4 protein-coding genes and 1 riboswitch are annotated in these 4,491 nt (G+C 42.6%); of the genes, 1 reads left to right on the top strand and 3 read right to left on the bottom strand.

Features of this window, described 5'->3' with window-relative positions; genetic code table 11:
- Positions 1–203: hypothetical protein (locus Q0Y54_RS11790; RefSeq protein ID WP_297968208.1), on the bottom strand; the 203-nt coding region annotated here is incomplete at its 3' end.
- A gap of 112 nt (positions 204–315) precedes the next feature.
- Positions 316–1,914: a hydroxylamine reductase gene (gene hcp / locus Q0Y54_RS11795; protein WP_297968212.1), complete on the bottom strand. Its 1,599-nt coding sequence runs from the start codon at positions 1,912–1,914 to the stop codon at positions 316–318.
- Between the two features lie 235 nt (positions 1,915–2,149).
- On the opposite strand from hcp, the gene Q0Y54_RS11800 reads away from it, so the two are divergent.
- Entirely contained in the window at positions 2,150–3,025 is an 876-nt protein-coding gene (locus Q0Y54_RS11800; RefSeq protein ID WP_297968216.1) for an NAD(P)/FAD-dependent oxidoreductase, read from the top strand.
- Here Q0Y54_RS11800 and Q0Y54_RS11805 read toward each other — a convergent pair.
- Positions 2,997–3,878 (bottom strand): LysR family transcriptional regulator, encoded by an 882-nt coding sequence (locus Q0Y54_RS11805; RefSeq protein WP_297968219.1) that lies wholly within the window; start codon positions 3,876–3,878, stop codon positions 2,997–2,999. The genes Q0Y54_RS11800 and Q0Y54_RS11805 overlap by 29 nt on opposite strands.
- 90 nt (positions 3,879–3,968) lie before the next feature.
- Positions 3,969–4,148: riboswitch (cobalamin riboswitch) on the top strand.
- Positions 4,149–4,491: the final 343 nt, after the last annotated feature.

Here is a 4,491-nt window from a genome sequence, read left to right on the forward strand (position 1 = left end):
TTTTTTGGCTCTTTTTTTGTGACAATGGTTTTGATGATTATAAATCTCATTTTGTTATTTTCGATGACATGGTCACTTAAAATACCACTAATGTGGGAAATGTGGCAGTTTCCCTTGCTAACACCAGTAAATGGATTTTGATGGATGACACACATATTTCCAGCTTTACAGGGGATATCAGCCAAATTGCAGCTAATGGCCATAGCCTTTATGTAGATGGGGTCAAGGTCCTTTAAAAAATAATAAGACTCATGCCATATAAAAGGGCCTGCAACTGGAAGTAAATTCCAATGGCAGGCCTTGTTTTTATGCAGATTAATTACTTAATAATTCTGTTAAATCCTTTTCCGGAGTTGTAATTGGTGCAATACCATAATTTTCCACTAAGAAATTAAGAATATTAGGGGAAACAAAGGCTGGAAGGGATGGCCCCAGTTTAATATTCTTGATGCCAAGATGGAGCAGGGTGAGGAGAATGCACACAGCCTTCTGCTCGTACCAGGAGAGTACGAAGGAGAGAGGAAGCTCGTTCACACTGCAGTTAAAGGCTTTTGCAAGGGCAACAGCCACCTGAATGGCTCCGTAGGCATCGTTGCACTGGCCCATATCCATAAGCCTTGGCAGGCCACCGATTTCACCAAGGGCAAGATCATTGAAACGATATTTGCCGCAGGCCAAGGTAAGTACAATGCTGTCCTTTGGAGTCTGCTTAACAAATTCCGTATAGTAATTTCTGCCAGGCTTGGCACCATCACAGCCAGCTACAAGGAAGAAATGCTTAAGGGCACCGGATTTTACTGCCTCTACCACAGTGCCTGCGTGGGAAAGAATTGCAGCATGGCCAAAGCCGGTGGTTACCTCTTTTCCACCATTAATACCAGTGAATTCAGTATCTTTTGCAAAGCCTCCAAGTGCCAGGGCCTTTTCAATTACAGGGGTGAAATCCTTGTTGTCATCAATATGAACTGCCCCAGGGAATGCAACCACCTCGGTGGTAAATACCCTGTCCTCATAGCTCTTTCTAGGCGGCATAAGACAGTTGGTGGTGTAAAGAATAGGTGCAGGGAGGTAATCAAATTCCTTCTGCTGGTTTTGCCATGCGGTACCAAAGTTGCCCTTGAGATGAGGGAACTTCTTAAGCTGCGGATAGGCGTGGGCTGGCAGCATTTCACCATGGGTATAAATATTAATGCCCTTGCCCTCAGTCTGCTCCAATAAAAGCTGCAGATCCTTTAAATCATGGCCTGTAACTACGATGAAAGGCCCCTTTTCCACTGTAAGGGAAACGGTGGTAGGCTCTGGTGAACCATAGGTTTCAGTGTTGGCTTTATCAAGAAGGGCCATACACTTAAGGTTAATTTCACCAACCTTTAAAACAACTGGCAGCAGAGTGTCCTGATCTTCGCCGTAGCCAATCATAAAGAGAGCCTCGCAGAAGAACTTATTTACTTCTTCATCAGTATATCCCAGTACATTTGCATGATAAGCGTAGGCTGCCATGCCACGAATACCAAATAAAATCAGGGACTTCAGAGAGCGGATATCTTCATTGGCAGTCCACAGATCATCCATGTTGAATTCACTGTTCTTGCCGCATGGCGATGCACAGCTGCCACAGTCAGGAGCAAGAGCCTGTTGAAGTCGGCGAACCTTGGCAATCATTTTCTCAAGTGATTCATTGTCGAAGCTCACATTGGTAATTGTGGTAAAGAGTCCCTCAATGATAGCGTTGTAAATCTCTTGGGTAGCCTCTCCGTTGCTGTCAACGGCTCTAGCCAAACCAATCAGGGCACCCGTCAGCTCATCCTGCAGCTTTGCTGTATCGGATTTTTTGCCGCATACACCAGCTTTTCCGGTACAACCAATACATCCTGCGGTCTGCTCACACTGAAAACAAAACATTTCATTACTCATAATTAAAATCCCCCTTGTTAATACACATATTAAGAGTTTTAGTATTATCTGATTTGTTTTTGTATGTTTAATATAGTACAATAAATCAAACTTGTATGTTGTAATTACAACATTTTGACCACAAAAGTCAGACTTGTCAGTGAGTTAAAGTCAATGGTATAACTAAAGTCAGAGAAATCACATGAAATATTGAAGCTGTCGAATAATTACCTGATTTAAAGGAGGTCAAGGAGATATGATATATGATGCAGCAATCGTTGGAAGCGGGCCGGCGGGGTTGTCGGCGGCTACTGTGCTAAAGGCAAGAGGAAAGAATATAATATGGTTTGGCCCTGAAGAAATGAGCTCCAAAATTGAAAAGGCTGAAAAAATCATCAATTATCCCGGACTGGGTATTATCACCGGGCATGAGCTAAATGAGCATTTTCGTAAGCATATCCAGGAACTGGATCTTGAGATTACAAATAAATTCGTTTCCAAGATTTCAGATTTTGGCGGTAAGTTTACTTTGTTGGCAGACAATGAGATGTTCGAGGCAAAGACTGTTCTGCTGACCACCGGAATAGCTGTTGCCAAGGGCTTTGATGGGGAAAAGGAGTATCTTGGCAGGGGGGTAAGCTACTGCGCCACTTGTGATGGCATGTTTTACAAGGGAAAGACTTTGGCAGTGTATTGTGGCAACAAAAGCTTTATTTCGGAGGTTTATTACCTTGCCAATATAGCGGAAAAGGTGTATCTGTTTTCCACCGATGGCAAATTGAAAGTAACGGAAAATAATGTGAAGCTGGTTGATGGAAGACTGGTGAGAATATTGGGAGAGAAGCGGGTAGAGATAGTAGAACTGAGTAATGGCGATCAAATTACCGTTGATGGTGTGTTTATTTTGCGTAACGCCATTCCACCAGAGGAGCTTCTGCCAGGGTTGGAGCTGGATGGCCCTCATGTAGTCGTGAATCGTCAGCTTCACACCAATATAGAGGGCTGCTTTGCGGCTGGGGACAACACAGGAAGACCGTACCAGATAGCCAAGGCCATAGGTGAGGGCAATGTGGCTGCCCATGAAATACTGGAGTATCTGGCAATTAGCTGTACATCTCGTGACAGGTGTTAATAAAAAGCTCCAAAGTAGATGTAATATATTTATTTACATGATGGACAATACGGAAATTTCGGCGAAAATTAATATGGGGGACGGATATTTCAATAAGAGATCCGTCAATTATTTCCTTTTCCACAATTTTTTTGGAAAGAACGGTTATACCAAGACCAGCCATAACTGCTTGCTTGATGGTGGAAGAATTGTTATAAACACCGGAGATACGCGGGGTTATATTATGTTCTCTCATAATCTGTTCAAAAAGATTGCGGGTACCGCTGCCCTCCTCCCGTACAATAAAGGAGCATTTCGCTATTTCTTTCTTGGACATAGTTTGCTTGCTGTCAGGTGAAGCTACGAATACCAGCTCATCTTCCATGAAGGGGATTTCACGCAGGTATTCTGATTCAAGGTTTCCCTCAACCAGCGCAATATCCAGTTCATCTTGAAGTAGGTATTGCTCCAAAGTGGTGGTATTGTGAATACGGGAAAAAATCACCTGCTCCGGCAGTTTTGCTTTAAAATGGCACAGCAGGGGAACGAAAACACTTTCGCCAACTGACAAGGTGGCACCAATGCGGAGCGGGGAGTGACTGGAAAAACCGCGTAGTGTTGATTCTGCCTTATTAGTCAGACTAAGTACATGGCGGGCATAGTGCATAAGCTCCTGTCCGGCTGGAGTAATAAACAATCTTTTTCCCAGTCTTTCAAACAATTTAACTTGGTAATGTTCCTCAAGTTCTTTGATGGCCTGGCTCACAGAAGGTTGTGAAATATGTAGCTTTTCAGCAGCTTTGGTCATTCCTTCCTCATCACAAACATTTAGAAATATAAGAAAATGTCTAAGCGTCATGGAAAAATCCTCCATCTATAGGTATGTGCCTATGCAAATCATTAAATAATAGTATTTTACATCTTTTAATTTAGTGATTAGAATTTTGGTTGTCAATCAAAAATACAATTACATATGTTTTTGGGTGCTCGCGAGAGCCTAACAGAGAAAACGGTGAAAAGCCGTTGCGATCCCGTCACTGTAATGTGGAGTTCCTTTCATGATGTCACTGGCTACTGGTAGCTGGGAAGGCGAATCGAACGATGAAACAGAGCCAGGAGAACTGCCCAAAAATGGATTTTACTTGCATCTTGCGAGCGACAGGAGAGCAGGCGACTACAGTGCGTTGTTTTTGTGCCGTTTCGTATATTGCGAAGCGGTTTTTTTATTGCCAAGGTTTTCGGTTTGTGGGGAGATGATGGATAGCAGCCTAAAGTAAAGATTTTTAGATGTATGATTGTTGAAAGGATGGAACGATTATGAAGCAAAGAAGTTTGTTTGTGGTATTATTGGTGCTATGTATGGCTTGCTTTACATTGTTAACGGGTTGTGGAAGTGAGAAAAATAATGCAGCCAAAGATGATAATGGAAAGATATGGTGCTATGTCAAGATTTAAAGCAAATTAAAATGAGAATTTTTCATCGAAAA

Source organism: uncultured Anaerovibrio sp., from assembly GCF_947302755.1.
Classification (GTDB): Bacteria; Bacillota; Negativicutes; order Selenomonadales; family Selenomonadaceae; genus Anaerovibrio.